Source organism: Clostridium sediminicola (assembly GCF_050402865.1).
GTDB classification, from domain to species: Bacteria; Bacillota; Clostridia; order Clostridiales; family Clostridiaceae; genus Clostridium_AF; species Clostridium_AF sediminicola.
Map to the genome: position 1 here is coordinate 272,673 of NZ_BAABMF010000002.1, position 25,298 is coordinate 297,970.

The window sequence follows — 25,298 nt, forward strand, 5'->3', positions numbered from 1 at the left end:
TTTCTTTTAATTAAATTTTAAAATAAAAAAAGCCCCTCAGGGCTTTTTATTATCGTTCAAGTACTGCTCCAGTACTTGCAGATGTAACAAGTTTACTATATCTTCTTAAATAAGTTCCAACTTCAGCATTGATAGGTGGTTTTACCCAGCCAGCTTTTCGTTTTGTAATTTCTTCATCTGATAGTTCTACTCGAAGAATTCTATTAGGCATATCTATTTCAATGATATCTCCATCTTCAATTATACCTATTGTTCCTCCTGCCATTGCTTCTGGAGAAACGTGACCAATACAAGGTCCTCTAGTTCCACCTGAGAATCTTCCATCAGTTATAAGCGCAACTGATGTATCTAGTCCCATACCACAAATTGCTGCTGTTGGGCTTAACATTTCTCTCATACCTGGTCCACCTTTAGGGCCTTCATATCTTATAACTACAACATCTCCAGGGTTAATTTCTTTACCTAAAATAGCATTATATGCATCTTCTTCAGAATTGTATACTCTTGCTGGTCCCTTATGCTTCAACATTTCAGGTTTTACCCCAGACTGCTTAACAACTCCGCCATCTTCAGCTAAATTTCCTCTTAAGACCGCAATTCCACCTTCTTTTGAATATGGATTCTCAACAGACCTTATAACGTTCGGATTTAAAATTTTACTGTTCTGAACATTATCAAGTATAGTTCCTCCTGTTACTGTAGTTTCATCAGTATAAATCATACCAGCTTTAACCAACTCATTGATTACTGCAGATATTCCACCTGCATTATCTAAATCTTCCATACTATGTTTTCCTGAAGGACTTAACTTGGTTAAGTTAGGTACTTTTTTGCTTATAACATCAAACTCTTCAAGTTCTAATGGTACATTTGCTTCATTAGCAATAGCCATTAAATGTAGAACCGTATTAGATGATCCTCCAATTGCCATATCCACTGTTATAGCATTTTTAAAAGCTCCTAATGTTAAAATATCTCTAGCTTTTATGTCTTTCTTCACAAGTTCCATTACTTTCATTCCAGCTCTTTTAGCTAGTTGTTTTCTTCTTCCAAAAGGAGACGGGATAGTTCCATTTCCAGGAAGTGCCATACCCAAAGCTTCTGCTAATGAATTCATTGAATTAGCAGTAAATAACCCTGCACAACTACCACATGTCGGACATGAATTAATCTCCAAATTATGTAATTCTGATTCTGAAATATTACCAGTTGCTAATGCTCCAACCCCTTCAAAGGCTCCACTAATAAGATCAATCTCTTTTCCATTATATTTACCCGTTAACATAGGGCCTCCACTAACATAGATTGCTGGAATATTCAATCTAGCTGCAGCCATAAGCATACCTGGTACAATCTTATCGCAATTTCCAACTAATACAAGGGCATCAAATTTATGTCCCATACTCACTGCTTCTATGGAGTCACATATTAATTCTCTTGATGATAGAGGGTATTTCATACCGCTATGATTCATAGCAATACCATCACATATTCCTATAGATGGAAACTCCATAGGTGTTCCTCCTGCTGCAGTTACTCCTGATTTAACAGCTTTAACTATTTCATCCAAGTGATAATGACCTGGAATTAATTCATTTTGTGCATTTACTATCCCAATTAATGGTTTTTCTAAATCTTCTGGCAAATACCCCATTGCATACATTAGCGATCTATGAGGTGCCCTAGCTAATCCTTTTGTTATTTCATCACTTCTCATATTGTAGCCCCCCTTTTTATATTTTTAGAAGTTTAATGGCTTATAATTATCAAATTTTTAGTTATTATATATTATTCTATTTCTCATTTCATTTAATTCATTATAGTTTAATTAAGTAATATACTCAATCAATAATTCTTACTACTAATTGACAAAATAATTACAATAGCATCTAAACTCGATTTATTATAATTATTTTGCTTTTTGACAAAACAAATTGCGCAAAATACTTTGCGCAACTTAAACTATTTCAAAGTTTTTCTATATTTACTAGGCAAACAATCCTCATACTTTTGAAAAACAGTACTAAAATAGCTAAAATCTTCATACCCTACTTTTTCTGATACTTCTTTTAAACTTAAATCAAAATCACTCATAATCTCTTTTGATTTTTCTATTCTAAATCTATTTATATACTCTGATAAATTCATGCCTGTAGATTTTTTAAATAATCTTGAAAAATAGTATGGACTGAACCCAACATACTCCGCAACATCATTTAAGTAAATCTTCTTATCATAATTATTATTTATATATTCTTTTGCATGTGATATATGTTTATCTTCTTGAATCTTTGTATCACCGTTTATTACTGATTTAGTATTGTTATCTGGTTCATAAAGATACGTGTTAATAAAATCATTTAAATCCTCTGGAGATAGAGGTTTTAACAGGTAATCTACCGCATTTAGTCTAACCGCTTTCTGGGCATAAGTAAATTCATCATGAGCTGTTAAAATGGCTATTTTGACATTCATATCAAATTTTCTAATCTTTTCAACTGCCTTTAATCCGTCCAATTCTGGCATTCTAATATCCATTATAACTAAATCTGGAGAAAAGCTTTTAACCATTTCTATAGCTTCATTACCGTTTTTAGCTTCTTTAATATTAACATCTTGGTGATTTTCAGATACTACATATCTAATGTATTCTCTTGTGATAGCCTCATCATCTACTATTAGAAGCTTTTTCATCAGTCTTCACCTCATCTTTTCTTTTAATTGGTAGAATCAAACTTACTTCTGTACCTTTACCATACTCACTATTTATTTTAAATTCGAAGTCCTTTCCATAGTAATACTCTAACCTATTTTTTAAACTAGCTAAACCTATTCCTATTCCTTCACCAGAACTTTTAATAATATCTTGTGATATATTTTCCAGCTGTTCTTTTGCAATACCAATACCGTTATCTTTAACACTAAGTCTAATTTTATCACCTAAATGTTCAGCTACAATTTTTAATTCGCAAAGTCTTTGCATATTTTTAAAACCATGAACTATTGAATTCTCAACAAACAACTGTAAAGTCAAAAATGGAATTGTAACTTCTTTGGTTTTCTCATCAATGTTTATATCTGTTTTTATATAATCTTTGAATCTTTTGTTTTGAATAAATAAGTAATCCTTAATATACTTCAACTCTTCACTAATAGCGACAAATTCCAATGACTTTGTTAATGTAGTTCTCAATAAACTAGATAAAGCAAATGTAGTTTCAGCTGCTTCTTTTGCGCCCTTCATGTAAGCTAATTGTCCAATAACACTTAATGTATTAAACAAGAAATGGGGGCTCATCTGAGATTGAATAACTTTCATTTTAGTTTCAACTAAAGTTTTTTCTAGTTTACTTCTAGTTTCTGCCTCTTTTAATATCTGATAAGTTCTCTCCTGTCTTTCTTTATTTATAAAATTAATCACACTAGTTTCCACTATTGAATTACTTATAGTTCTAAGAGTTTCAATTATAGCATATAGTTGTTCTCTACTAACTCTCCTAAGTGAATTATATGCCTCTAATAATTTTTCACATTTTTCTCCACTATAATTATTCTTTATTTGATTTACTGTCTCTTCCTTAGTGTTATTAATCACAACTGGTCCACATGTAATGGTACCTACTAGTTTCTCCCCAAGAAACAAGGGTGCCATTATTCTCTTAACATCATAACAGCATGGAAAAACTGTAGTTTCCACTAATTCTTTTTTATCGAAATTTTTATTTATAAAACAATTATAAGTATTATCTTCTTTAAGTTTACAAAAGTCTGGAATATTACTTGGAGTTGTTAATAAATTACCCTGGATATCTTTTATGATAATACCTAAATACGATGCATCAGAAAATTTATCTTGTATCTTCTGCAATCTACTAACATCAATTATCTTAGCTGGATCCTCTAAATAAAAATTATCTATTATATTCTCCACAGGTATTAACTGGTTAACATCAAAATTATCCACATTATATACAATAATCATTTCTAAAGGTTTATTTCCTGTATTTTGAACTTGATGTTTTGCAAAAGGTCCTATTTTATACATTTTTCCAGGTAAAAGATTATTGTATCTACCATCTACCCATTGTTCTCCTTCCCCAGATATCACATACAACAATTGCTCATCTCCACTATGTATATGTTCTTCTTGGGCTTGGTGAGGTAATAACGTGACATGGCCTAATAAAAACTTACTCTTATTCATATCATCACTGTCTTCTATCCATTTTATGTCGCCCCACTCAAAATATTGTTTGACTGCCTTAGTTTCACTGTTAATATTACCCTTTTTATTCTCCACCAAATCACCTTCTTTTTATAAAATAAACTCTAATAATTTTATTTATTATAACACTCATGATAAATATTTGTCCACCAAACAAAACTTAAATCGCTCTTAAATTAATCTTATGAGAATATCTTTATTTTATTCTTTTCCTCAATAATTATAATATTATAATTATAAAAGAGAATTGAATGTTTATTCAATTCTCTTTTGTATATTAATATTCTTTAGCTTTTTCTTCGCCTTTTAAAACTCTAAGTCCACCTTCTGCAAGAGCTAATAACTCATCTTCTCCAGGGTAAATTTTAACATTAGATATAAACCCTACACTTTCCACAATTTCTCTAGTTATATTCTTACTATATGCTATACCACCTGTAAGAATTATTGAATCTACTTTTCCTTTTAGTACAGCTGCGCAGCTACCAATTTCTTTAGTTACTTGATAAATGAAAGCCTTTCTTATAAGTTGAGCTTTTTCATCTCCAGAATCTGCTTTTTCTTCAACTAGTCTTGCATCATTTGTTCCAAGGTAAGATACCATTCCACCCTTACCTACTATCATTTTCTTTATCTCATCTATAGTATATTCTCCACTATAACACATTTTTACAAGATCACCGATTGGTACACAACCACTTCTTTCTGGTGATAAAGGACCATCTCCATCTAACGCGTTATTAACATCTACTATTTTTCCATTCGTATGAGCACCTACTGAAACTCCTCCACCCATATGTACTACTATTAAATTTAAATCTTCATATTTTTTATTGTTTTCTTTTGCATATCTTTTAGCTACCGCTTTTTGATTTAATGCATGGAATATACTTTTTCTAGCAACTCCTTCCATACCTGATACTTTAGCAACTTCAGTCATTTCATCTACAACAACTGGATCTACTATAAAAGCTGGTATTTCTAATGATTTTGCAATTTCATTAGCAATTATTCCACCTAAATTTGAAGCATGTTGCCCTTGCACACCAACTTTTAAATCCTCTAGCATAGCTTCATTAACTGCATAAGTACCACCGCTTATTGGCTTCAAAAGTCCACCTCTCGCAACCACTGCATCTAAAGACTTAACTTCAAATCCATTTGATTCTAAAACATCTAAAATAACTGTTTTTCTAAATTCAAACTGATCATATATTTTCTTATATTTTTCTATTTCCTCTGATGAATGTCTTAATGTTTCTTCAAAAATCTGTTTATCATCTTCATATACTCCAATTTTCGTTGAAGTAGAACCCGGATTAATAATTAGCATTTTAAAACCCATAATTTGCACCCCTTTTAAATTATCTAGTTATTTATTTATTATTCGCTACTAATGCCGCTAAGGCAATTGAATTCATTTTAGTTTGATGACTATCTGCTCTTGAAGTTAATATTACAGGAGCTGATGTTCCAACTAATATCGCTCCACTTATTGAATCTGTTGTAAATCCTAATGTTTTATACATTATATTTCCTGCATCAATTGATGGCATCAATAGAATATCTGCTTTTCCTGCAACTTCTCCTTCTATTTTCTTAGTTTTTGCTGCTTCTACTGAAAGAGCATTGTCTATAGCAAGTGGTCCATCAATAATACATCCTTTTATTTGACCTCTATCATTCATTTTAGATAGCATGGCAGCATCTATTGTTGCCTCCATCTTAGGATTTACAACTTCAACTGCACAAATTGGAGCTACTTTTGGTGTTTCAATTCCTATAGCTTTTGCCACCAAAACTGCATTATTTACTATTTTAACTTTTTCATTTAAATCTGGGTACATATTAAATGCACAATCAGTCAAAAATAGTAATCTATCAATTTTCGGTGTATCAAACACCGCTATGTGTGACATAAGACTACCTGTTCTTAATCCAACTTGTTTATTCAATACAGCTCTTAAAAAATCACTAGTTCCAACTAAACCTTTCATAACCATATCAGCTTTACCACTTGATACTAATTCAACAGCTTTTAATGCTGCTTTAGCAGGTTTCTTTTCATCAACAATCTCGAATTGTGACAAATCCATATTTAATTGATTAGAAAGTTCAATCACCTTCTCTTTATCACCGACTAAAATTGCTTCAGCAAAACCCTCTTTCTTTGCATCCCTAACGGCTTCTAATACATGAGTATCTTCAGCAGCTGCAACAGCAACTTTTTTTATTTGCTGTGCTCTCGCTTTCAAAATAATTTCATCAAAAGTTTTAATCATTTTAAACACCTCGTATATTCTATTAGATTATATTATTTTATATATATAATAAATATTTGTTTATTTAAAATTTGTGATCAAAGTTCTACTTAATTTAAAATTATGATAAAATTTTAACAAACATGATTTGCGTGTTCTTTAAAATAAATCAAATGAATGTAATTTCTTTATATAATAGTGTTAATTTTTAAATCCAATCACATTGTACTATAAACAAAATAAGTTAGCAAGATTTTGTACTATTCCATAAAATTGAGATTATTTTCTTATTTTTTTGCTTTTTCATTATACTTTTCAAAAAACATTAAAAATTAGGATTCCCAATATTGAGAACCCTAATTAAATGGTTTATAATTTTTCATTATTTCTTCAGCTACTTTAATCCCATCAACAGAGGCTGACATAATCCCACCCGCATATCCAGCGCCTTCTCCAGCAGGATATAAACCTTGAAGAGAAATACTTTGGAATCTCTCATCTCTATTTATTCTAACTGGTGCAGAAGTCCTTGTTTCTATTCCAGTAAGAATTGCATTATCATCAGCAAAACCCTTTATTTTTTTATCAAAGTTTAACAATCCATCTTTTAATGTATTGTGAACAAAGCTTGGCAAGCACTGTCTTAAATCCGCAAATTTATACCCTGGAGTATAACTTGGCTTTACACTACCAACTTTATTACTAATTTTATCTTGTAAGAAATCACCTACTAATTGTAAAGGAGCCTTATAATCCCCTCCACCACACTTAAAGGCCAGTTCCTCATAATATCTTTGAAATTCTATTCCTGCTAAAGGATTGTTATTATTAAAGTCCTTTTCAGTAACATTTACAACTATTGCAGAATTAGCATTCTTTTTTTCTCTGCTATAGTTGCTCATTCCGTTTGTAACCAATCTACCTTCTTCAGAAGCGGCTGCAACTACTTCTCCCCCTGGACACATGCAAAAACTATATACTGATCTATTAGTCAAATTGCTTTTATAAGATAATTTATAGTCAGCTGCTTTTAATCTTGGATGATTTGCAAATTCACCATATTGATTTTCATTTATCATTTGCTGTAAATGCTCAATCCTAACACCCATAGCAAAAGGTTTTGGTGACATATGTATCCCTTTTGAAAATAGCATTTCATAAGTATCTCTTGCACTATGCCCTAATGCTAATATTAAGTTTTCACATTCTATTATTTCTCCATCTACAATAATGCTGTTGATTTCACCATTTTTAATATATATATCTTTTAAAATAGTATCGAACCTTACTTCTCCACCAAGATTTATTATTTCTTCTCTAATACTTTTTACAACCTCTTTTAAAATATCAGTACCTATATGTGGCTTACCCATATATAAAATTTCTTCAGGTGCTCCATATTTCACAAACTCATTCAATACAAAGTCACATCTGATATCTTTTATCCTTGTCGTAAGCTTTCCATCTGAAAAAGTACCCGCTCCGCCTTCTCCAAATTGAACATTTGAATTAAGATTTAACTTACCATTCTTCCAAAATTCCCTTACATGAATTGTACGTTCTTCCACTTTACTCCCTCTCTCTATCACAAGAGGCTTATAACCATTTCTAGCTAAATGTAATGCACAAAACATTCCAGCTGGACCCATTCCAACCACAATAGGTCTACACTTCAATTCTTTTGTCCCAAAAGTTAATTTTTCATTTTCAATTATTTCTTCATATTTGACATTACTATCTTTTAATCTAGTTACAATTTTCTTTTCATTCTCACAAGAAACTCTAAGTATATAATTAAATTTTATGTCTCTTTTTTTTCTTGCATCTATAGATTCCCTTAATATTTTTAGCGATTTAATATATTTTTGATCTATTTTAAGTTTTTTAGCCACTTTCTGTTTAAGATCTTTTAAATCTTGGTTCAAACTTAATGATATATTATTAATTCTTATTGTCATTTTTTCCTCCAAAACAAACTTATTAATTCTGTGTATTAGTGCTCTCCGTTTCTGTAGTATTCCCCAAATCTTCGCTATTAACTATCTCTTCTTCAGACCCCACATTTTCCAAAGTCGCTTTTACTATTCGAATATTTTGAGAAATTATATTTATATTATTAGGAATTTCAAATTTTAGTGGTATATCATAAACGCCTTCATTTAACTCTGAAAAGTCTAAATAGCACTTTATACTCTCATTATTAATATTGGCTAAAATTGTTTCAGCACCAGATATTATTAACGAGACACTTTCTGCAGTATAATTTGCCTTTAAATCATTTCCTAAATTCCTGTTTTCAATATTTATATTTAAATTTTTCTCTATAACCTTATCAAGTTTTATGGAAATTTCTATATACTCGTCATATCCTACTACTTTAATACCTTCTGGGATAATCAATTTTACTTTTAGTTTATTATTTTTTTCTGTAAGCTTTGACAAATCAATTGCCTCTACTTGTATACTATTAATAGATTTTATCTTTTCATCATTTCCAGTAATTTTTATTTTATTAACTTCAGGAGTAATGCTATTTAGTATCAATCCACTTGTCAAGGTACCTTTTGTGGAAATACCAACTCCTACACTCTTTATTTCTTTTATTGGGACACTTACATTCACTGTACTGGGATTTATTGTAAGCCCTTTGATAATTTTATCTACAGAATCATAAGCAACAACCGGTAAATTTTGAGATAAATCTCCAGTAACTCCTTTTACATCTAATTCTGCATAAATATTAGCAATTTTATCTACATATTCTTCTGAACCTGTTACTATTACACTACTAGGCTCAATAATTGGTTCATATTGATAATATTCTGTAGGTACACTCCCTTTTGTACGAATCTTAACTGGAATAGTTTTGGTAACTAATTTGTCTAATTTTATTTCAACCCATAGTGTCGTATCATTTATTACATTTATATTTTTGGGTGCTTTAAGAATATCAACAGGTATCTTTTTCAAACCTTCGTTTAGAATATACCCATCTAAATCTGCTACCACTTGAAATTGTTCTGGACTTACTGCATAAACTGCAGATGTTGTTCCAGAAACTTTTAAAGAGATAGTGTAATCATAGTTTGTAGATAATACTAAACCAGAATCATTTAATGATTCAGAATTAATGATTTGTACTGGTATATCTTTAATGGTTCTTGTATGTTTGGCATTACTCTCATTTGACGTATAAATCCACATAACAAATGCTGCAACCACACATCCGATTTTAATTAAGATATTTTTGTTTTTATCTTCACCCATGACTTCACCTTCTCGCTAATAGAAATTTTCTTATCTCTTCTGTATTGGATTATTTTAATTAATATATCTTTCAATTTGTCATTAGAATAATATCTTGTTAATTTACCATTAACTGCGAGAGAAATCACTCCTGTTTCCTCTGATACTATAATTGTAAGTGCATCAGATACTTCCGATATTCCTACCGCTGATCTATGTCTAGTACCTAATTTTTTACTTATGTTAGAATCGCTTGATAATGGCAAAAAACATCCACAAGCTGCAATCCTATCACTTCTGATAACTACAGCCCCATCATGTAATGGAGTATTCTCTACAAAAATATTTTCTAATAAAGCAGCAGAAATCACAGCATCGATATTTGTACCAGTTTCTATAATATCGTTTAAGCCTGTTTTCTGTTCTATAACTATTAACGCCCCTGTCTTTGTAGAAGATAAATTTTCTATTGCAGTTGTAATTTCCGTAATAATCTCATTAATTGTTTCATCATCTTGAAATATATGCTTTTCAGCAAAAGCACTTCTACCAATATGTTCAAGGGCTTTTCTAATCTCAGGTTGGAATATAATTACTAATGATAATACCCCGATAGTTATAGTTTTATTTAGAATCCAATTTAAAGTCTGGAGATGCAATAAACTACTAACTGGTATTAATAAGATAACAAAAAGAATTCCTTTTAAGAGTTGTTCTGCTCTTGTCTTTCTCATTAGCATATAAACTTGATAAAATATAAATGAAACGACAATTATATCTAAAATAGAATAAATATTCAAGGACTTGATTGTGTTTAAAATTATATTTAAAAATTCCATGAATCCACCTCGTAATGCTAGTATATTTACAATTATACACTATTATATTTTAAATTGTTGACTATTTTTAAATATTTTAAAAAAACATTGCAAAATTAAGTTTTGCCATAGATTCTTTATTATATTTGACTTTGCTATTCAAATCTAGTATTTTTAAGTTATAATTAAGGTTATATATAAAATTTCACCCACGAATCAAAAGGAGTGTATATTAATGACTAATAAAACTAAAAATATTCTAAAAACTTTAGCTGTAATCTTTACTATTATAATAGTTTGCTCTGGTGTTTTCTTTGCTAGCTATAATTATTTTGTAAATAACTCATATTCAAGTTATGAAAAATCAATCGTAACTGAAATTAATAGCATAAATTCAATAAATAATAATATCAAACAATATATTGGTCCCGAGAAAATTAACAAAGAAAAATTATTATCTGAATTACCTAATGACATTAAGAATTTAAAAACAATTAGCACTAATATTAATAAAATGAATGCTGTCAAAAAATATATTTCTGATCATAACAATTTAGAATCAGGGGTATACAGTAATATTTCTTTATTAAGTGAAATTTTATACATAGTCGAAAATCTTGACAAAATGGATCTCGATTCATCTATATCCAGATTACAAAATTTCAGAGATGATACCATAAATAACTATTGTCTTATAAATATTGCTAATACTAAGTTAACATTAAATGATGAAATTATACAACTTGTATCAAATACTTCATTTTTTATTAATACTCTTGAAGATAGAAACGATACGGAAAATCTAGAAAATGATCAAAACAAAGATTTTTTAAATTTACTAGATAGATCATCTAGTAAATTTAGTGAATATAATAAAACTTATGCAACAAATATAAAATCATCAAGAAACGGAATCCAAAGTTACGATAGTATTATTTCTTTAATACAAAAAAATATTGTGAATATAACTTCTTTACAAAATGAAGTTTCACATATATCTGTCCCTAAAGATGGTATAGATGCTCATAATTCACTACTAAAAACTATGAATCAATATAAAAGTTATCTATATGATTTGAAATTCGCAATTCAAAACGAAAAATTAATATCAACAGAAAGTGATATTACAACAGAAAGATTGGATTCTCTTTATAATACTCCCAATAAAGAATATAATCTTGTAACAAAAGAGTATAATAATTTCATAAAATTACATGAAAGTTTTAAAAATCTTATCATTTAACTGTTATTAAAATCCTTATAATACATATTTTCTTATTGTTCGGGAATAATATCTTTTGTGATTCTAATAAATTCAAAAGGAGATTAAAAATGAAACCGAAAAGATTTATTGTTTGTATAGTCACATTATCTTTTCTTTTGATATTATTCTCAAATACTTCAAAAGCTGTGATAATGAATGATGCTGAAACAAAAAATCTATACAACGATCAAAGCAAGTCAATTACTGTTTTTAGCAATACTGGCAGCAATGTTGTTCTATCAAATACGGATATTGACCTTATGGCAAAAGTAGTTTTTGCTGAAAGTAACTTAGAACCTTATGAAGGGAAAGTTGGCGTAGCCGCTGTAATACTTAATAGATTGAGAGATAATAGCTTTCCAAATACAATAGATGGAGTAATAATGCAAAAATGGGCATTTTCTTGTGTGAAGGATGGAAAAATTTCTGTTTCTCCAAATAATGCTTGTTATAGAGCTGTTTATGATGCTCTCCGTGGAAATGACCCAACAAATAATGCAGTGTTTTTTTATAATCCTAAAATATCTACATCCCAATGGATGTTTAATGTGAAAAAAAATAATATCAAGACCATTGGTCAACATGTATTCTTTACTGCAAAGTGAGCTTACATAAAATAAATAAAGTCAACTAGCAAACAATTACAGCTAGTTGACTTTATTTATCTACTTATTTATAGAACTGAGATATTCAACTGCTTTAAGAGCAGCAACTTGACCTTCCCCTGCTGCTTTCATATATTGGTAAGGCTTTCCTGTACAATCTCCTGCAGCATACAATCCTTTTATATTGGTTTCCATATATCTAGTAACTTTTATATGTTCATTTTCTACTTCTAAACCAGGCACTAATTGATTTGGTGCAATACTATCTTTTAAGATAAATACTCCATCAGTTTCTACTTCATTATTTTTTAGAACTACTTTACTAACATGATCATCTCCTATAATTTCAACGGGCTTATCATGAATTACTTCAATATTATCATTCAATTCATGTTCACCATTATTCATAGGAATATAATACAATTTTGATGCTATTTCACTAACAAAATTAGCTTCTTCTTCAGCCTCTTTATTATATCCGATTATTGTTACAACTTTATCTTTATATAGCGGAGCATCACATGTTGCACAATATCCGACACCTTTCCCTAAAAATTCTTCTTCACCTTTAAATGGTTTTGATGTTTCCATGCCTGTAGCTAAAATAACAGCACTAGCTTCATACATTTTCTCATTTACCATCAAGGCAAAATATTCACCCATAGCATAGATAGCATTAATTCTTTCATTAGTAATTTCAATATCCATATCTTCTATATGCTTTTGAAATCGTTCTTTTAATTCACTACCTGTAACATCATAAAAACCTAAGTAATTATTTACTTTTGGAGCTTTCATTAATTTATTACTAAAATCATAATTTCCTAAAATTATGATTTTTTTATTTCTAATTTTACCATTAATTGCGGCTTCGAGCCCTGCTGGTCCAGAACCAACAATAGCAATATCATATCTTTCACTCATAAAATCACCATCCTATACACCTATTGCAATGTACTGTTATTTATAATATAAATCAAACTATTAACTTTGTAAGTAATTTATTTTTATAATAAATCCGACAATTATAAATTGTCGGATTTTATACTTAAATGTGCTTTGAAATAAATTTTATGATATCTCCTTTTGGTCTAAAACCAATCATAGTATCAGCAACTCTTCCATTTTTAAATACTATAACTGTAGGTATAGATGTAACTCTATATTGTTGAGCAATATCATTATTATCATCAACATTTAACTTGAAAAATTCGGCTTTACCAGATAATTCTTTTGAAACTTCTTTTATAACTGGACCTAACATTTTGCATGGTCCACACCAAGGAGCCCAAAAGTCTACTACAACAGTTGAACTTGAATTTATCACTTCTTGAACAAAATTTCTACTCGCTAATTCTCTAACCATCATTATACCTCCTAAGAAACTTCCACATTTATCGACATACCCCTTAAGGGTACCTTGTGATTTAATTATAGACTTTTTAATATTATAAGTCAAGAAAAGTTTGGAGCTATTTGCCCAACCTCATTATTCTTATTTTAAGCATTGGTTATAGTAATTATTCTAAATTAATAATCTTTTTATCTGTATGAGATTCGATATAATTATCATCCTCATATACTAATATATCTAATTTTAATTGTTTTCCATCTTTATTGATTTCTGTAACTTGAATTTTATTATCACCTGTATTATAAATCATATTAACTTCACCAGTCTCAACATTTAATTTATATACATTTCCCCCTAATGCAATAGTTCCATGAGCAAATCCAATGATTAATGCAACATGCTTATCATCAATCCATTGAATTTTCTTCGGAGACAATTGTTTTCCCCCATCATTTATTTGGAAATACCATTTATCACCTGATTCATTTTCCTTTAAGTATATCAATCCAGTACCTTCTTCCACACCAGATTCTCCTCTTCCTTCAATACAAATATTATATTTACTATCTAAAGAAGAAATCCATGGTGTAGCAAATTCTGGCTCCATATTTTTATCTAATCCAATTTTAGTAAATGAGATATCAGCTTCTTTTTCAATAATCTTAGTCCCTTCTTCATTTTGTTGTTCTTCTTTAGTTGTATCATCTTTAGTTTCATCTTTCGATTCATTTTTGCTTTCACCATTAGAAATTGTATTTTCAGTGTTTTTTTGCTCTACATTCTCTGATTTTGAGTTTTTATTATCTTTTGAACATCCAATAAAACTAAATGATGTTGAAGTAATTATAATACCTATCATTATAAAACTTATTATTCTTTTTCTCATTACTCTACCTCCATTAAATTAATTAAGCTCATTTTGTTTTAATTCTTCTCTTACATAATCATAAGTACTAGTATTTCTACCAATTATTTTCTTTACAACCATTATACTATCATTATCGCCTTTTTCAAAATTTACTATTAATGTATTAGCATTTTTTTCTTGATATTCTAAGGTTATTTGTTTATTTAATATGTCATAGGAGTATATTCTATTACCACCATCAGATTCTTTGTTTCCTGTTATTATCATCAACTTATTATTACAAAAAGTTATATCATAAGCCTTGATATTATTTTCATTAAAGCTAATATTCCATACCCCAAAATCTTTATCATTCAAAGATTGTATGAAAATACCCTTATCTTCAATAATTTCAGCTTTATACTCTGAATTTGATAAATAATTATCTTTTATCTTTTTTTGTTTTCCAATCATAGAATTAAATTCTTCTTCTCTCATATATGTTACATATAACATTTCCTCTTCATTGTAAAACTTCTCATCACTTTGAGCATATTCCATCATTTTTGATTCTTCTACTAAATCACTTTTATCACTTTTATTTTCCGATTCTTCAATAGAAGCATCATCTAATGACATTTCATAATTATTTCCCATTCTAAATATCAATCTTTCTCTATTTAAAATAAATATAAATGCAAAAGCTGCTGCAACTAAAGCTACTTTTTTAAAATAGTATTTTTTATTTTTTAATTTAATATCAGAAGCTTTATACTTATTTACATCTATTGTATTCATTATAGTTGATTTTTGACTCTTAAACTGTACTTCATTATTTTTTAATGCATTTTTAAACATATTATCAATACTAATTTCTTCTTTTAGAATTCGTCTACACTCTTCACATTTTTCTGTGTGAATCTCCATCTCTAATTTTTCTTTTTCTGATAATTGATTATTAATATAGTCATTTATTTTTTCTTTAAATAATTTACAATTCATATTCACACCTCTTTTCTAAACCTAAAATATACTTTTTGAATTCCTGTCGAACTTTATAAAATCGTCTTTTAACAGTAGATTCAGGTATTTTTAATATTAACGATATATCTTTAAAAGTTCTTTCAGTAGAATACTTCAACAGTAATATTTGTTTATCTTGTTCATTTAATGTCTTTAAGTAATTATTTATTGTTGACTTTGTTTCTTTTAATTCAGCATTTTCTTCTGGTGATATTTCATTAGAAGATACATTATATGCATCTTCTATATTTAAAGTTTTCACTTTATTTCTTTTCCTTACATAGTCAATGGCTTTATTTTTAGCAATTTGAATCAACCAATTTGAAAACTTATATTTTTTATTATATGTATCTAATTTATTATACACAGTAATAAATACTTCTTGACAAATATCCTCTGTAGTCGTTGAATCTTTTACAATATTATAAATGTATTTCATTGCAAGCATTTGGTATCTTTCTACTAATTTTTCAAAGCCTCTTATATCTCCCTTAAGGGTACTTTCTACTAATTGGATATCATTTTCTAACAAGCGACACCCTCCTTTCACTTGTCTATATTATATACGAAAATAGATTGAAAAAAGTTAAAAAAAAATAAAAAGCTCTACAAATTTCGTAGAGCTTTCTAAGTTAAAACTAAAACACTAGCTTATTTTTTTCTTTAACGTTGATAACATCAATGCTGTAACAACTGTACCAATAGCAATTGAAACTGCATACATTGGTAATCCAGTTACCGCATTTGGTATTGGAAGAACAAAGATTCCACCATGAGGAACTGCTAATCCACACTTAAATAACATAGATAGCGCACCTGTTACTGCAGATCCTACCATTATTGAAGGTATAACTCTAATTGGGTCCGCTGCTGCAAATGGGATAGCTCCTTCTGTTATAAATGATATTCCTAAAGCCCATGCTGCTTTTCCTGCTTCTTTTTCTTGTGTTGTAAACTTATCTTTTGCTAAAATAGTTGCTAAAGCAAGACCTAATGGAGGAGTCATCCCTGCAGCCATAACTGCTGCCATTATCATAGAAGGCTCTCCAGCCACAAGTGTTCCTGTTGCAAATGCGTAAGCTGCTTTGTTTACAGGACCACCCATATCAAACGCCATCATAAGGCCTAATATAGTCCCTAGTAATACTGCATTTGTTCCAGATAAGCTTGCTAACCATCCATTCAAACCATCATTAATAGCTTTTATAGGATTTGCTAAAACATAAATCATTATAACACCAACAATAAAAGTAGATAATACCGGTAAGATTAAAACTGGCATCAAACCTTCCATAGCTCTAGGAAGTTTAATGTATTTTTTCAAATAGTAAACTGTGTAACCTGCTAGGAAACCTGCTAATATACCACCTAAGAAACCTGCACCTAATTGAGAAGATAAATATCCACCAACCATACCTGGAACAAGACCAGGTCTATCAGCAATTGAGAATGCGATATAACCTGCTAATATTGGAACCATGAATCCAAAAGCACCGCCACCGCCAATTGACATCATAGCAGCTGCAAAAGTACCTTCTTCTTTAAATGCTTCAATACCGAATATAAAAGAAATAGCGATTAATATACCCCCAGCAACAACAAAAGGAATCATGAATGATACACCTGTCATAAGATGTTTATATGCACCTGTTCTTTGATTTCTTTTTTCTTCTTTAGCTCTACTTACTGTATCAACTAAACTTTCACTTGGTTTTGCCACTAAAGCTTTTTCAATAAGTCCAGCAGCATCTTTGATCGCATCTGCAACAGCTACTTGAATCATTGGCATACCAGCAAATCTTGATAAGTCAACATTTGTATCCGCAGCAATTATTACTGCTTTTGCACCTTTTAAATCTTCTTCTGTAATAACGTTTTCAGCACCTACAGATCCCTGAGTCTCAACCTTGATGTCAATCCCTTTTTCTTTAGCTGCCATTTGTAATGCTTCTGCCGCCATATAAGTATGGGCAATTCCAGTAGGGCAAGATGTAATTGCAACAATTTTCATTTAAATTCCCCCTTAACCATTTGTATTTTATTTGGTAAAATAAGAGTGTATACTTTTTAAAACCTTTTATATAAACGTATCAGTATCGTTGCAGGATCTGATACGTTTATTACTTAATTAATAAAATTTAATTATCAAAAACCTTTATAAAATCAGCAAATTTTTCTGATGCCATAATTGAATCTCTAACATCTTTATGCATAAGTTTTCTTGAAATTTCACTTAAAGCTTTTAAATGAGTATCATTAGAATTTTCAGGTACAGCGATTAAAAATATCATATGAGCAGGTTTGCCATCCATAGAATCATAATCCACACCTTTTACACTTTTACCAAAAACCATCGCTGCTTCTTTAACAGCATTTGACTTTCCGTGAGGAATAGCAATTCCCATTCCTATACCTGTTGAAAACTCTTCTTCTCTCTTCAATACAGCTTTCTTAAATTCTTCTTTATCAAGTAATTTATCATCATCATCTAATAATTCAATAAGCTCATCTAATACGGCTTCTTTTGATTCTGCTTTAACATCAAAACTAATTCTTTTTTCGGAAAACATATTCTTAATTGACATAAACTTCTTCCTCCAATTCTATTACTTCTATTCTTTTAAATATTTCTTTTACATCATCAAAAGTAGGTGCTTTCGTTCCTTCCAACTTTACAGCTGCTGTTCCACATGAAGCTCCAAACTTAAGCAAACTTAAATCATCCATTTTATTTTCCATAGCATATATAATACCTGCAACCATTGCATCTCCTGCCCCAACTGTGCTTTTTACATCCACTTTCAAAGCTTTTGAAAAATAAACATTTTTATCAGTAACTAACATTGATCCTTCTTCTCCTAATGAGATAACAACTCTTTTTATACCAGTTTTTATTATTTCTCTCGCAGCACCTATCAATTCCGATTTATCACATGATTTTAAGTTAAATAATTTTTTTAACTCGTGATTATTGGGTTTTATAATATCCGGCTTACCCTCAAGACCATATTTTAAAGCATCTCCATCAGCATCTAATATTACTGTTGCTTTTTTATCTTTTGCAATTTGACTTAATCTTTTATAAATGTCTGTCGGTATCCCTGGACATAATCCTCCCGATAAAATGACTATATCATTTTCATTTATGTTTTCTTCAAATGTAAAGAGGAATTGATTCAACTCCTTATCATATATCTCTGGTCCAGGTTCATTAATATCTGTATAAGTTTTATTTATATAATCAACCACTTTAACATTAGTTCTTGTTTTTCCATTAACTTTTGTAAAATCAGTATTAATACCAACTTTAGCAAGATCATTAATAAACTGATTTTGGAGGTTCTCACCTAGAAAACCTGTACAAATTGAATCAATACCCAAATTTTTCAATACTTTAGAAACATTAACTCCCTTTCCGCCTATGTCACTAATTGATTCTGAACTTCTATTAACATGCCCTAGTTCAAAATTATCAATTCTTAACGTTTTATCAAGCGCAGGGTTAAAAGTCACTGTAATAACCATATTAGCCCACACTAATCAATGGATTAGTGGTTCCCCCTTTCCATTGTTAAATTACTTTAATACCTCTCTCTTCATACTGATTTTTTAGTTCACTATCTAAATCGTCACTTGTCACAATTAGGTCAATACTTTCTAAAGTAGAAATAATCGCAAAGCACTCTTTATTAAACTTAGAAGCATCTGTAACTATAATCGCTTTATTGCTCACCTCAATCATAGCTCTTTTTGTGCTAGCTTCAATAAAATTAGGAGTTGAGATGCCGTTTTCAAGAGATACTCCATTAGTTCCAACAAAAGCTTTATCAACTCTAAAATTTCTTAACATGCTTTCTGTAATACTTCCAACCATTGCCCTTGTTTTTAATCTCAAATTTCCTCCAGTTACAAATAACTCAATTCCTCTTTTATTACTTAACTCATCACTAATATCAATAGAATTAGTGATAACTGTAATATTGTTAGCACTAATATTTTTAGCTAACTCCAGTGTAGTAGTACCAGTATCTAAAATAATAGTATCTCCATCTTCAATTAACATCGCAGCTTTTTTTCCAATTGATATCTTCTCATTGTGTTTAGAATCTTTCTTTTCCTGAAATGATGGTTCAAATTGAGTTTTACCCTTTAGCATAGCACCACCATGAGTTCTATTTATTACCCCTTCACTTTCCATCTCTTGCAAATCTCTTCTTATGGTTGATTCTGAAACATCAAATGCTTTCACTAATTCGTTTACTTTTACTTTTCCTTTTTTCTTTAGTAATTTTATGATTTCTTGTTGTCTTTCTTCTAAAAACATCACATCACTCTTTCTTTCATTAAATTAAAAATATATTTCAATCATTGTTCCATGAGTGTATCTGACTTGTTATGATTGTTTATGATTATATTGTAATGCTTATCTCCATTAATGTCAATTAAATATTGAGTGATTTTCATTGTTTATGACTGATTAATTATTCCCAATGATTGTTTTAACTATTTTTATAATCATTACCATCAAAATAGTTAGTTATTATAAATTTGTTTTTAATATTAGACCAAATATGGTTAATACTGTATAATTATTATTGAATTAAATTATTCTACCAATAATATCTTTTGAAGAAGGAGGATTAATTATGCTTAATCAGTCATTTCCAACAGTTGCATATTTCTGCATGGAATATGGTTTAGATTCAGATTTTAAAATTTACGCTGGCGGATTAGGAATCTTAGCAGGAGATTACTTAAAAGGTGCAAATGATTTAGGACTTCCCTTAGTTGGCGTTGGTATAAAATGGAAACAAGGATATACTGATCAAAAGATTGACCAAAAAGGGAATCCATACGACTCATACTACAATTATCAATATGATTTCTTAAAAGATACAGGAATTAGAGTAACTGTCGAAATACGAAATGTTCAGGTTGTTTGTAAGGTATGGTTAGTTGATTGTTTTAATAATAATAAACTTTATCTTTTAGATACAGATATTCCAGAGAATGATGATGCTTGGATTACAGGACAACTATATGGATGGTTTGGAGAAGAAAGAATTGCCCAAGAAATTGTACTGGGAATCGGAGGAATTAAAGCATTAAGAGCATTAAATATTTCAATTGATGTATATCACTTTAACGAAGGCCATGCTGTATTAGCTGCTATCGAGTTAATAAAAGAAAAAATGGATAAAGGAATTATATTTAAAAAAGCTATGGAAATGACAAAAGAAGAAGTTGTATTCACAACTCACACTCCAATAGTTCAAGGAAATGAAACTCATCCATTAACCCGACTACAGTATATGGGGGCTTTTAACGGTCTTACAAAGAAGCAGATGAAAACTATAGGCGGTTCTCCATTTAATATGACTATTGCAGCATTAAAACTATCCAGAAAATCCAACGCAGTAGCAGCACTCCACGGAAAAACGGCTAATAAGATGTGGAAAAAAGTTAAAAATAAATCCGAAATAATATCTATAACAAATGCGATACACAAAAAAACTTGGGTTGATTCAAGAATTGTGCATGCTTATGATAATAATGATAATTTATGGGATACTCATTTAGAAATAAAAAAAGAGCTTATTGAGTTTGTTAAAAATAGAACTAGTATTACTTTAGACCAAAACAAACTTTTAATTGGATTTTCAAGAAGAGCAGCCCCTTACAAAAGAAGTGACTTGATTTTTAGAAAAACTAAAATAATTGATCCGCTATTATCAAGTGGTAAAATACAAATTATTTTCTCCGGTAAGGCTCATCCTCTTGATGATATTGGTAAAGATCTTGTGTCAAACTTAGTTACAATGAGCAGAAAATATCCAAATAGTGTTATATTCTTAGAGAATTATGATATGACTATAGGTAGTATACTTACGCGTGGGTCAGATGTATGGCTTAATAACCCAATTATCCCCATGGAGGCTAGTGGTACGTCTGGAATGAAGGCTGCTATGAATGGAGTTCTAAATTGCTCTACATTAGACGGATGGTGGCCAGAAGCTTGTATTCATGGTGTGAATGGTTGGCAATTTGGTAATGGAATGACAAAAGATGATGTGGATGATATTGATGAACATGACAGTGATGCTCTTTATGATGTATTAACTAAAGATGTTATTCCAACTTATTATTATAATAAAGAGAAATGGGCAGCGATGATGAAAGAAAGTATAAAAACTACTAAAGATTATTTTGGCACAGAAAGAATGCTTACTGAATACTACAATAAATTATATACAAAATAAGAAGCCAAGTTCAACTCGGCTTCTTTTTATTTATAATGATTTTAAATACTCGTTTTGTCCTATTTCATACAAATTGTTGCCCTGTGAATCTATAACTACAATAGCTGGAAAATCTTTTATTTCTAATCTTCTAATAGCTTCAGAACCTAAATCTTCATATGCTATAATCTCAGCCTTCACAATAGATTTTGCAATCAATGCTGCCGCTCCACCAATTGCGCCAAAATAAACTGCTTTATTTCTTTTTATTGCATCAATTACTTCATCATTTCTTTTACCTTTACCAATCATTCCTTTTAGTCCAATGTCAAGTAACTCGGGCGCGAACGGATCCATTCTATAGCTAGTTGTTGGTCCTGCTGAACCTATTGATGCACCAGGCTTTGCTGGACTAGGTCCTACATAATAAATAATTTGATTTTTTATATCAAAAGGAAGCTCCTTCCCTTTATTCAATAAATCAATTAGCCTTTTATGGGCTGCATCTCTTGCTGTATAAATTGTACCAGAAATTAAAACTTTATCTCCAGCTTTTAAGTTTTCAAAATCTGCATCTTTTACAGGAGCAGTTATTTTTATATTCAATTTAATCACCTACTATTTTTATTTAAATAATTCGACTAACATGTCTTGTAACATGACAATTAATATTTACTGCAACCGGTAATCCTGCAATATGAGTTGGATACACTTCTATATTCACTCCTAAAGAAGTAGTTTTACCTCCAAATCCTTGTGGTCCGATACCTAAGTTATTGATTTCTGATAATAACTCATTTTCCATAGTTTCATAATAAGGATCTATATTTGATTTGTCAATTTCTCTTAACAAAGCTTTTTTAGCCAAAAATGCTGCCTTATCAAAAGTACCTCCTATACCTACTCCGACAACTATAGGGGGACATGGATTAGGCCCTGCCATTTTTACAGTTTCAATTATAAAATCTTTTACACCTTTTTCTCCATCAGCAGGTTTTAACATTTTTATTCTACTCATATTCTCTGACCCAAAACCTTTAGGCGCTACAGTAATTTTAACACTGTCACCCTCAACAATATCATAATAAATGATTGCAGGTGTATTATCCTTTGTGTTTACTCTTTTAAGTGGATCTTTAACAACAGATTTTCTTAAATAGCCTTCAGAATACCCCTGTCTTACACCTTCATTTACTGCACTTTCTAAATTTTCGCCTTCAAAAAAAACATTTTGACCAATTTCCAAAAAAATGCACGCCATTCCTGTATCTTGACAAATTGGCATCTTTTCATCTGCTGCAATATCAGCATTTTTAAGAATATCTTTTAAAATACTCTTACTTATATCCCATTCTTCTTCATTACAAGCCTTTTCTAAGCTTTTTTTTATATCTTTGCATAAATAATAATTTGCTTCTATACACATCTCTTTTATATTTTTAGTGATTATATCTGTATTAATTTTTCTCATATGTCCCCTCACTTAATCTTTTTCTTAATAACTAATTTAAACTATTTATATATAAATTGCAATAGGAACTATTTCTAACAAAGAACAGTCAGTTTCTTTCTCCAGACCTTTAAAATCTAGCATAGAAGTATCATTTAAATATGTTTTCTTTAATTTTAAAAAGTAATCATCATCAAGATAATCAAAACAAGTACGACTTAAAAGGTTTACTGTATTAGAATTTTTATCATCAATAACTCTTATAACTTTTCCTAATACTGTGATTTTAGAGTCCTCAAGATAATCTAAGCTATCCTCCATATATTTAACATCTAATGGAATAATCGCTTTATATTTTCCACCAAATAATTCTGGAGTAATATATTTCATACACTTTGACTGTTTGTATTCTTTCATATTTTCTTTAAGTAAATTCAACATTTCTCTCTTGCTTTGAAATAATTTATTATCATTACCATCAAAATTAAATGTAATTTGCAACTGTAGCAATTTCTCTAATTCATTAATTCTTTCAATATAAGGATTATGCCGTAATTCTGTATTCAGTTCAATAAAATCATACTCTTTTATATTGTTAATGTCATCTTCAGTGTTCAAACTTTTCAATAGTTTATTTTCAGTAAGTATTGATTTAAGTTTTAACAAAGTAATAATTATTATTGAAACTCGTTCTTCTGTTTTTTGCTTAGAAAATTCATCCAAAAATTGAAAAGAAAAATCTCCTTGACAAAAACTATTAGGCATTACATTTGCCAGCGGGGTGTTGGCTTTGATAACTACCTGCTTCTTTGTATTAAAACTTTGTGTTTTAGAAAACTTTTCAATTACTACTGTAAATAAATTATTAATCATTCCTGTATTTAAATATAAGGGAATAATTGCATTATTCTCATTCACGATAATCACCTCAAAGATTCTATATACTAAATAATATATAAAGTACCAATTTTTTAGAACATTTTTATGCTAAAAATAAAATACGACATATTTCCCAGGCAATATGTCGTATCTCTATATTAAATTACTGAACTTCCCAATGCTCGTCAATATATTGTTTTATTGTAAAGTCTACTTCATTTTCATTAGTTTCTTCAATTTCTTTACTTTTATCTTCTTTATACCTGAATTCTACTAAGTTCACAAATTCGTCTAAAGATTTTGAGATAGATTCTGCAATCTTTACTTGAAATTCTTCATTAAGCAAATTTTCCTCTTCCTGTTGATTAGATAAAAATCCACATTCCACTATAACAGAAGGAATAGTATTATCACATCTAAGAATTTTATAAGCTCCTTTTGCTGACTTTTCTTTTCGTTTATTTCCGTTATCTAAATCACTTTTTAAATTTTCTTGAATTATATGAGCTAAGTCCATTGATTCTTTGGGTTCTACAGCATACCAAACTTGCGCTCCATAATATTTGCTTTGCTCAAACATATTTAAATGAATACTCACAAACACATCACAATTAGAATTTTTTTTCATTTTGCATCTATTATTCAAATCTTCTATTTTCTTATCTCTTATTTTTCCTTTATCAGAATAAAGTCCATAATCACTTTCTCTAGTCATTACTACTTTATATCCCTTTTGTTCTAAATGTGTTTTTAATTTATAAGAAATTGCTAAATTAACATCTTTCTCAACAGTTCCTCTTTTGGAAACAGCGCCACCATCTACTCCTCCATGCCCTGGATCAATTAGAATAATCTTTTTTATTTTTGAATCGTTATTAATGTTTTCATCAATATCTGCATAAGTTATTTCTATAAAGCTAAAATTTAAAATTAATATTAGGCAAAAACTTATTATTATTCTTAGTTTTACTTTGCCAATTTTCATCTATAAACCTCCTATTTTATTTTCAAAAATAGTTTATGTTAATTCCTTAAAATTAATAGATTTTTTACTTACAATCTATCATTAATTTGCTAAATACAGTGT

24 protein-coding genes are annotated in these 25,298 nt (G+C 29.6%); 3 read left to right on the top strand and 21 right to left on the bottom strand.

Annotated elements, in window-relative coordinates; genetic code table 11:
- Window positions 1-49: 49 nt before the first annotated feature.
- The 8 genes from ilvD to cdaA form a co-directional block, all read right to left on the bottom strand.
- On the bottom strand, window positions 50-1,717 hold the full coding sequence (ilvD, locus tag ACQ3F0_RS05085) for a dihydroxy-acid dehydratase (RefSeq protein WP_428864040.1): 1,668 nt from the start codon (window positions 1,715-1,717) through the stop codon (window positions 50-52).
- Window positions 1,718-1,962: 245 nt separating this feature from the next.
- A complete protein-coding gene (locus tag ACQ3F0_RS05090) occupies window positions 1,963-2,694 on the bottom strand; it encodes a response regulator transcription factor (protein ID WP_428864041.1) in 732 nt (243 codons plus the stop codon).
- On the bottom strand, window positions 2,669-4,300 hold the full coding sequence (locus ACQ3F0_RS05095) for a PocR ligand-binding domain-containing protein (RefSeq protein ID WP_428864042.1): 1,632 nt from the start codon (window positions 4,298-4,300) through the stop codon (window positions 2,669-2,671). Before ACQ3F0_RS05095 ends, ACQ3F0_RS05090 begins: the two co-directional genes overlap by 26 nt.
- A gap of 202 nt (window positions 4,301-4,502) precedes the next feature.
- Window positions 4,503-5,570 carry a butyrate kinase gene (buk, locus tag ACQ3F0_RS05100; RefSeq protein ID WP_428864043.1) on the bottom strand — a complete coding sequence of 356 codons (1,068 nt, stop codon included), beginning with the start codon at window positions 5,568-5,570 and terminating at the stop codon, window positions 4,503-4,505.
- A 31-nt stretch (window positions 5,571-5,601) separates the two neighbouring features.
- Window positions 5,602-6,507 carry a phosphate butyryltransferase gene (gene ptb / locus ACQ3F0_RS05105; protein WP_428864044.1) on the bottom strand — a complete coding sequence of 302 codons (906 nt, stop codon included), beginning with the start codon at window positions 6,505-6,507 and terminating at the stop codon, window positions 5,602-5,604.
- Between the two features lie 335 nt (window positions 6,508-6,842).
- Window positions 6,843-8,444, bottom strand: coding sequence for an NAD(P)/FAD-dependent oxidoreductase (locus tag ACQ3F0_RS05110; RefSeq protein WP_428864045.1), 1,602 nt, complete (start codon window positions 8,442-8,444; stop codon window positions 6,843-6,845).
- A gap of 22 nt (window positions 8,445-8,466) precedes the next feature.
- A complete protein-coding gene (locus ACQ3F0_RS05115; RefSeq protein ID WP_428864046.1) occupies window positions 8,467-9,753 on the bottom strand; it encodes a CdaR family protein in 1,287 nt (428 codons plus the stop codon).
- Entirely contained in the window at window positions 9,723-10,571 is an 849-nt protein-coding gene (cdaA, locus tag ACQ3F0_RS05120) for a diadenylate cyclase CdaA (RefSeq protein ID WP_428864047.1), read from the bottom strand. The genes ACQ3F0_RS05115 and cdaA overlap by 31 nt, the downstream gene beginning before the upstream one ends.
- Before the next feature lie 214 nt (window positions 10,572-10,785).
- On the opposite strand from cdaA, the gene ACQ3F0_RS05125 reads away from it, so the two are divergent.
- Complete coding sequence (locus ACQ3F0_RS05125; protein WP_428864048.1) at window positions 10,786-11,793, top strand: hypothetical protein; 1,008 nt, start codon at window positions 10,786-10,788, stop codon at window positions 11,791-11,793.
- 89 nt (window positions 11,794-11,882) lie between these two features.
- Window positions 11,883-12,419, top strand: a complete 537-nt coding sequence (locus ACQ3F0_RS05130) for a cell wall hydrolase (RefSeq protein WP_428864049.1) — start codon at window positions 11,883-11,885, stop codon at window positions 12,417-12,419.
- A gap of 60 nt (window positions 12,420-12,479) precedes the next feature.
- Here ACQ3F0_RS05130 and ACQ3F0_RS05135 read toward each other — a convergent pair whose 3' ends face one another.
- The 9 genes from ACQ3F0_RS05135 to ACQ3F0_RS05175 form a co-directional block, all read right to left on the bottom strand.
- On the bottom strand, window positions 12,480-13,343 hold the full coding sequence (locus ACQ3F0_RS05135; RefSeq protein ID WP_428864050.1) for an NAD(P)/FAD-dependent oxidoreductase: 864 nt from the start codon (window positions 13,341-13,343) through the stop codon (window positions 12,480-12,482).
- Between the two features lie 124 nt (window positions 13,344-13,467).
- On the bottom strand, window positions 13,468-13,785 hold the full coding sequence (trxA, locus tag ACQ3F0_RS05140; RefSeq protein ID WP_428864051.1) for a thioredoxin: 318 nt from the start codon (window positions 13,783-13,785) through the stop codon (window positions 13,468-13,470).
- A 154-nt stretch (window positions 13,786-13,939) separates the two neighbouring features.
- Window positions 13,940-14,659, bottom strand: a complete 720-nt coding sequence (locus ACQ3F0_RS05145; protein WP_428864052.1) for a DUF4652 domain-containing protein — start codon at window positions 14,657-14,659, stop codon at window positions 13,940-13,942.
- Between the two features lie 18 nt (window positions 14,660-14,677).
- The gene (locus tag ACQ3F0_RS05150; RefSeq protein ID WP_428864053.1) at window positions 14,678-15,622 is read right to left on the bottom strand and encodes an anti-sigma factor family protein; all 945 of its coding nucleotides are present in this window, start codon (window positions 15,620-15,622) and stop codon (window positions 14,678-14,680) included.
- On the bottom strand, window positions 15,612-16,175 hold the full coding sequence (locus ACQ3F0_RS05155) for an RNA polymerase sigma factor (protein ID WP_428864054.1): 564 nt from the start codon (window positions 16,173-16,175) through the stop codon (window positions 15,612-15,614). Before ACQ3F0_RS05155 ends, ACQ3F0_RS05150 begins: the two co-directional genes overlap by 11 nt.
- Before the next feature lie 114 nt (window positions 16,176-16,289).
- The gene (locus ACQ3F0_RS05160) at window positions 16,290-17,654 is read right to left on the bottom strand and encodes a PTS fructose transporter subunit IIC (protein ID WP_428864055.1); all 1,365 of its coding nucleotides are present in this window, start codon (window positions 17,652-17,654) and stop codon (window positions 16,290-16,292) included.
- Window positions 17,655-17,781: 127 nt separating this feature from the next.
- The gene (locus tag ACQ3F0_RS05165) at window positions 17,782-18,228 is read right to left on the bottom strand and encodes a PTS sugar transporter subunit IIA (protein ID WP_428864056.1); all 447 of its coding nucleotides are present in this window, start codon (window positions 18,226-18,228) and stop codon (window positions 17,782-17,784) included.
- Window positions 18,218-19,168, bottom strand: coding sequence for a 1-phosphofructokinase (gene pfkB, locus ACQ3F0_RS05170; protein WP_428864057.1), 951 nt, complete (start codon window positions 19,166-19,168; stop codon window positions 18,218-18,220). The genes ACQ3F0_RS05165 and pfkB overlap by 11 nt, the downstream gene beginning before the upstream one ends.
- Before the next feature lie 46 nt (window positions 19,169-19,214).
- Entirely contained in the window at window positions 19,215-19,967 is a 753-nt protein-coding gene (locus ACQ3F0_RS05175) for a DeoR/GlpR family DNA-binding transcription regulator (protein WP_428864058.1), read from the bottom strand.
- Between the two features lie 322 nt (window positions 19,968-20,289).
- Between ACQ3F0_RS05175 and glgP the strand changes: the two genes are divergently transcribed.
- Entirely contained in the window at window positions 20,290-21,903 is a 1,614-nt protein-coding gene (glgP, locus tag ACQ3F0_RS05180; protein ID WP_428864059.1) for an alpha-glucan family phosphorylase, read from the top strand.
- Window positions 21,904-21,933: 30 nt separating this feature from the next.
- On the opposite strand, the gene ACQ3F0_RS05185 is transcribed toward glgP, so the two are convergent.
- From ACQ3F0_RS05185 to cwlD, 4 genes are all read right to left on the bottom strand, one after another.
- Window positions 21,934-22,497, bottom strand: a complete 564-nt coding sequence (locus ACQ3F0_RS05185) for a Fe-S-containing hydro-lyase (RefSeq protein WP_428864061.1) — start codon at window positions 22,495-22,497, stop codon at window positions 21,934-21,936.
- Window positions 22,498-22,510: 13 nt separating this feature from the next.
- Entirely contained in the window at window positions 22,511-23,353 is an 843-nt protein-coding gene (locus ACQ3F0_RS05190) for a fumarate hydratase (protein ID WP_428864062.1), read from the bottom strand.
- A gap of 45 nt (window positions 23,354-23,398) precedes the next feature.
- A complete protein-coding gene (locus tag ACQ3F0_RS05195) occupies window positions 23,399-24,250 on the bottom strand; it encodes a DUF6414 family protein (protein WP_428864063.1) in 852 nt (283 codons plus the stop codon).
- Between the two features lie 124 nt (window positions 24,251-24,374).
- Window positions 24,375-25,196 (bottom strand): N-acetylmuramoyl-L-alanine amidase CwlD, encoded by an 822-nt coding sequence (gene cwlD / locus ACQ3F0_RS05200; protein ID WP_428864064.1) that lies wholly within the window; start codon window positions 25,194-25,196, stop codon window positions 24,375-24,377.
- Window positions 25,197-25,298: the final 102 nt, after the last annotated feature.